At 61.2% G+C, this 5,927-nt stretch carries 5 protein-coding genes; 1 reads left to right on the top strand and 4 read right to left on the bottom strand.

Going from position 1 to position 5,927, the window contains the following annotated elements:
• Positions 1-132 precede the first annotated feature (132 nt).
• The 4 genes from NW848_RS11065 to rph form a co-directional block, all read right to left on the bottom strand.
• Complete coding sequence (locus NW848_RS11065; RefSeq protein WP_011431430.1) at positions 133-702, bottom strand: shikimate kinase; 570 nt, start codon at positions 700-702, stop codon at positions 133-135.
• Positions 703-728: 26 nt separating this feature from the next.
• Positions 729-1,364, bottom strand: coding sequence for a riboflavin synthase (locus NW848_RS11060; RefSeq protein WP_011431429.1), 636 nt, complete (start codon positions 1,362-1,364; stop codon positions 729-731).
• Between the two features lie 25 nt (positions 1,365-1,389).
• Positions 1,390-2,628 (bottom strand): response regulator, encoded by a 1,239-nt coding sequence (locus NW848_RS11055; RefSeq protein ID WP_011431428.1) that lies wholly within the window; start codon positions 2,626-2,628, stop codon positions 1,390-1,392.
• A gap of 493 nt (positions 2,629-3,121) precedes the next feature.
• The gene (rph, locus tag NW848_RS11050; protein ID WP_011431427.1) at positions 3,122-3,850 is read right to left on the bottom strand and encodes a ribonuclease PH; all 729 of its coding nucleotides are present in this window, start codon (positions 3,848-3,850) and stop codon (positions 3,122-3,124) included.
• Between the two features lie 281 nt (positions 3,851-4,131).
• Between rph and NW848_RS11045 the strand changes: the two genes are divergently transcribed.
• Positions 4,132-5,544 carry a folate/biopterin family MFS transporter gene (locus NW848_RS11045; protein WP_099812741.1) on the top strand — a complete coding sequence of 471 codons (1,413 nt, stop codon included), beginning with the start codon at positions 4,132-4,134 and terminating at the stop codon, positions 5,542-5,544.
• The last annotated feature ends 383 nt before the right edge of the window (positions 5,545-5,927 follow it).

The raw sequence follows: 5,927 nt of genomic DNA, 5'->3' as shown, positions 1-5,927 counted from the left end.
GCACGAGCGCTTTGAGTTCCCCGAGGAAGTCCTGCCCCGCGGCAACGCGCTCTAAGGAATCGTTGCCTGCCCCTTGCCAGGGATCCGCTCCTGGCAAGTCTAGGGATCCCAGAGGTTTGCGGATCCCTTTTTTTATCGGTTGCAAGGCGGCTGGGCTCGCAGGCGGGCGCAAATGGCCTGCCAAACCTGTTCCGCCAACTGGGACGGGCTGGCTTCTGAATGGATGGGCACCCGCACGTCGGCCTGGGCGTAGAAGGGTTCTCGCTCCTGCATCAGCCTCTGCAGGGCAGCTTGGGGATCGGGGGTTTGCAAGAGGGGCCGTTGGCCAGGATCCCGCTTTAGGCGTTGCCAAATGAGCTCAGGGGCCGCATCCAGCCAAACGGTGAGGCCGTGGTGCAGGTAGCTCCAATTTTTGGGCCGCAGCACGATGCCGCCCCCCGTAGCAACCACCAGGCGGGTGTAGCCGCTGAGCTGAGCCAGCACCTGGGTTTCCAGCTCCCGGAAGTGGGCCTCCCCCTGCTCGGCAAAGATCTGGGCAATCGAGCAGCCCGCCACCTGCTCCACCAGGGCATCGGTATCGAAGAAGGGGCGGCGCAACTGGGCGGCCAGCTCAGCTCCCAGGGTGGACTTGCCGCTGGCCATCATGCCAATCAAATAGACGGTCACGCCACGCAGGCGTTCGGCTTCTTCCGGCTGAATCATGAGATGGGCAAAGATCCGCTAGGGACTTAAACGTATCCGTGCTCGGCCAGAAACTCCAGAGAAAGGCCGCTCTCCGGCGGAGCCAGGCCCAACAATTTTTCCACATACTTGCCCAGCATGTCCGCCTCCACGTTCACCGGATCCCCCACCTGCAGCAAGGAGAGGTTGGTCTCGCGGTAGGTCTGCGGGATCACCGCCACCTTGAACCAGCAGCCCCCCTGGCGCACCTCGGCAACGGTCAGGCTGACCCCGTTGACGGCCACGCTGCCTTTGGGCACGATGTAGCGACCGATCTCCGCCGGCACCTTGAAGCTCAGCTCCCAGGCGTTGCCGGTGGCCGCTTGCTCCCACAGTTGTCCCACCCCATCGATATGGCCGCTGACGAAATGCCCCCCCAGCTTGTCTCCCACCCGCAGGGACGGCTCGAGGTTAACGGTGCGCGGGCCGGATCCCTGGCCCCAGACCGAGCGCCGCAGCGTTTCCGGCGAGACATCGGCCAAAAAGCCATCGGGCAGGATCTCCACCACCGTCAGGCAGAGGCCGTCCACTGCCACGCTGTCGCCATAAGCCAACTGCGGCTGTAGCTCTGGACAGATAACCCGTATTTGGGAAGAGGAGATCAACTGAGCTGTACCCAAACTGCGCACCAGACCCGTAAACATAGTTTCGGCCTCCTTGGCCCGCTTTCTAAGCTTTGGCCTGATCCCCAAGGGGGGCAGGGGATCCCCGCCATGGGCTGGGCGGGTTGGTTTTGGCTCCTCGGGGAGAGTAGGGGGTGTGCTCTTGCTGCTGGGCCTGGGCCAAAAGCCGCTCCACCTCGGCGACGAGCTGGCTTTCGCTAAAAGGCTTGGTCAGGTAGCCGGTTGCTCCCGACCACTTGCCGCGGATGCGATCCAGCAAACTATCCCGCGAGGTAACCATCAGGATAGGGAGAGACTTGAACTCTTCCAGGCTACGCACAATGCGGCAGAGTTCTATGCCGTCGATCCCGGGCATGGCGATGTCCATCAACAACAGGTGAGGCCGGTGCTGAAACAAAAGGGGGAGCACCTCGGCGGGGTTGCCCGTTGTGATCACGTGATATTTGGATAGGTACTGCCGCAGGATTTCTTGCATCACGACACTGTCGTCCACCGCCAAGAGGGTTGTGGGAGCGTGGCGCTTAGCCTGCAGCAGTTCTGGGGGCGTTTGCAGGCTCACCAGACCTTTTTTGGCCCAGGCAGCGAAAAGGCCGGCCACCTCCAGCCGATCCCGACACAGCTTCTTGGCAATGGCCTCTAGCGACTGGCCATCTTTGGTGAGGGCGTGTAGCTTTTGCCGCTGTTCGTCGGTAAGGCGATAGCGGTTGACCCGATCCCAGTTGACCACCGGCACCGCCAGCATGGTGGGAACGGCCACCCGCAACTCCGCCCAGCGATCGTGGCGGCGAGCCGCTTCTTGTAGCAGCGGCTCCAACTCAAACCCGCCAATGGGGGCCTCTTGGGCAACCCGTTCCTGCACTTCAAAGGAACAGGTGCCTGCCCGCTCAAAGAGATAGCGATCGAAATCGGTGAGCAGGTTGAGCCAGAGCGCGTCTTCCAGCTCACCTGGCTTGATCAGGCCCAACTGGGCGATGGCCTCTAGCAGTTCCGGCAGGGAGTTGTCTTTTATCAGCCGCTCCTGCAGCACTCGGATAGCCCGCTGCGACCATTCCAAGTTGAGGCGGGGAATAAAGCGGGATAGGCGCTTTAGCAGGATCTGAGGGTTGAGGGGCTGATCGGCGGAAAAGAGCAGTCTGCCGTAGTAGTAGGTCAGCACCCAAGGCTCCGTGCCCTCGGCGGGATCCCCCCCTTTGAGGTGGAGGTGCAGATAGCCGGTGCTAAACTGCCGACCTTGCTGCCGGAGCAGGGGCGCCAGTTCCCCCGCTGCAAACACAAAATGGGACATGGGACATCCTCCCGGCCAGCCTCTGCAGTCCAAATGCGCAGGGATTCACCTCGGCCACACACCCAAGCTTGCAGAGGCAGCCGTGATTCACGGCTGCTTCATCTCATTATCGTCTCTTTACCAAAAAGAAACACAAGAGGATAGCTTGGTAGCCCCGTACTTGAGTGCGGGGCGAAAAAGCCCTTGAGCCACTTTAGTTGCTTCTTTGTTATATAGAGCTTCTCCAGGAAAACAACCTACTGCGGTGCAAAACCGGCGCGGCAATAACTAACCTGGAGGAACTTCAGTCCGAAGTAAGCAGAACTTTGAGGTTATGCCTCAAAGGACTGTCTAGGGGCGTCTTGACAGCGCCTTCGCGAGTCCATTTTGGGCTGCGTAAGAATCCCCTGGGTGGGAGTGTCAAAGGCAGAACTCTGGGAACCCTACCAGCAGCCGCCCGACCGGAACCGCTGCAAGGCTCAGGCTGGGCTCGCGGCTGCAACAATCCCGTCGGCTACAAGTTTAGAGTCTCTCGCTGGGCCCGGAGCAATTCTTGGATGCCGGCCTGGGCCATATCCAACATTTGCAACAGTTGCGAGCGGTCGAAGCAGCCGGCTTCGGCGGTGCCCTGAATCTCGATCAAGGCTCCCTGCTCGTTCATGACAATGTTCATGTCCACTTCCGCTTGGCTGTCCTCCTCGTAGCACAAATCCACCAGCACCTCGCCTCGCACGATCCCCACCGAAAGGGCTGCCACCTGCTGCCGCAAGGGGGATCCCTGCGCCGGATCCAGCAGCCCCTGTTTGTAAAGCCAAGTGATGGCGTCGTGCAGGGCCACATAGCCACCGGTGATGGCGGCGGTGCGCGTGCTGCCATCGGCCTGCAGGACGTCGGCATCGACAGTGATGGTGCGGGATCCCAGCTTGTGGAAATCCAAGGCGGCGCGCAGGCTACGCCCGATGAGCCGTTGGATCTCGGCGGTGCGGCCTGAGACTTTTAGCGTCTCTCGCGGCTGGCGCTGTTGGGTGGCGGTGGGCAGCATGCGGTACTCCGCTGTCAGCCAGCCTTGGCCGGTGTTCTGCAAAAAGGGGGGGACTTCTTCGGCCACACTGGCGGTGCAGAGGACATGGGTATCGCCAAACTTCACCAGCACTGAGCCCGGAGCGTAGCGGGTGAAGTGGCGCTGAAAGGAAATCGGGCGCAATTGGGCAGCCGTGCGACCATCGGGGCGTTGCCAGCTCATGAGCAGTTCAAAAAAGGATCCTTCGCATTGTCAGTCATGTTCGCCCGAGGCAGCTCACGGCTTGGAATCTCTACAGAAGTGCCGCCGGCGCCTTGACAGGCGGGGGTCTGGAGGATCGCAGCCGTGGGCCGGTTGGGCAGGTTACAGTTGAGCAGGTTACAGTGTAAAGAAGTTCTTAACTCTCATTTCCTGCTGTTGCTATTGTTGCGGCAAGACAATGCTGCAAGAGCAGTCCTACGGGACAACGGCCAAGACAGGAAGCGACAAGGACAAGATTGCCCATGCTTCACCTCCTGCTGCAACAGCTGCGCCGATCCACTTTGGATCCCCTGCAAGAGATCTGCTGGACGCCGGAACTGATCGGGATCCTGCTGGTGTACTTTGTGCAGGGGGCGGTGGGGCTGGCGCGGCTGGCCACCAGTTTTTACTTGAAGGATAGCCTGGGCCTGGGGCCGGCGCAGACGGCGGCGCTGATGGGCTTTGCCGTCATTCCCTGGACCCTCAAGCCTCTTTACGGCCTCCTCTCCGATACGCTGCCGCTGGCAGGCTACCGCCGCCGTCCCTACCTCTTGCTCTCCGGGCTGCTGGGGTGTGGGGCTTGGCTAGGGATGGCCCTGTGGGCGCCAACGGCTGAGTTGGCGATGCTGTGGATGGTTTTGGGATCCCTGGCGGTGGCGGTGGGGGATGTCATTGTGGATTCGCTGGTGGTGGAGCGGGTTCACGGCAGCGACTGGGCGGGGACGGGCACGCTGCAGTCTTTGTCCTGGGGGGCGACGGCGCTGGGATCTCTGCTCACGGCCTATGCCGGAGGGGCACTCCTAGCCCACTATCCCCCCCAGGTGGTGTTTGGGCTGACGGCCTTGTTGCCGCTGCTGATCGCCCTGGCGGCTTGGGTGATTGTGGATCAGCCGGTGGCCTGCTCCTTTGGCTGGGATCCCTTGCGGCAGCAGGTGGGACAGGTGTGGCGGGCGCTGCGGCAACCCAGCATTCTCTTGCCGGTGTTGTTTGTCTTTATCTGGCAGGCAACCCCCAGCGCCGACGTGGCCCTGTTTTATTTTTTTACCAGCGATCTCGGCTTTGGGCCGGGGTTTTTAGGCCAGGTGCGGCTGGTTACCAGCGTCGCCAGCTTGGTGGGGGTGGCGATCTTTCAGGTGTATCTGCGGCGGATCCCGCTGCGGCCTCTATTTGGCTGGATGACGGTTCTCTCGGCAGGGCTGGGCCTAACCAGCCTCATTTTGGTCTATCACCTCAACCGGGCCTGGGGCATCGACGATCACTGGTTTAGTCTGGGGGATAGCCTGGTGCTGACGGTGGCAGGGCAGATTGCCTTTATGCCGGTGTTGGTCTTGGCTGCCCGCCTCTGCCCGCCGGGAATCGAAGCTACCCTCTTCGCCTTGCTGATGTCGGCTTTTAACCTGGCGGGGTTTCTCTCTCAAGAGTTGGGATCCCTGCTCATGCACGCGCTGGGGGTAACCGAGAGCGATTTCAGCCATCTGGGGCTGCTGCTGCTATTGACCAACCTGTCCACCCTCTTGCCCCTGCCGCTTTTGGGCTGGCTGCCGGAAGGGGGAGCAGATCTGGAGGCGGAAGCCCACGCTTCTCTCGAAGCCTTTTTGCAGGAGGTGCGCGCGGAAGAGGCCGAGGCAGGGATGGAGGCAATCCCTTTGGGACAGACGGACATCACCTATTCTTGAGGGGCTGGCTGCCAATCAGACGCACTCCTAGAGGCACCCCTCACCCCCAGCTCTTCTCCCAAAGGGAGAGAGGAGCTAGAGGTGGAGACGGCGTTCGGCTTCGCCATGCTTGAGTGCGAACTATCAATTGAGACTCCCACCGCCTAAAGGCGGGGGATTCTTACGCAGTCCACAAAAGAACCCGCAACGGCGTTGTCAAAGCGCCTCTAGACAGTTCCTGAAGGCAAAGCCCCAAGGTTCTGCTGACTTTCTTAAGCAGGTTGGCGGCAGCATTCGCATCAGCGTTGACCAACCACCCCTTTGCCGTTTGGTACAGGCCCCGCTTGATACGCTTTCCAGAGGGTCTCCACCCGTCGGGTTTTTCACCATAATTAGGTAGCTCA

The sequence above is a fragment of the Synechococcus sp. RC10A2 genome, from assembly GCF_047502605.1.
Note: the sequence above shows the minus strand (reverse complement) of the source record. Positions and strands in the feature narration are given on the sequence as shown.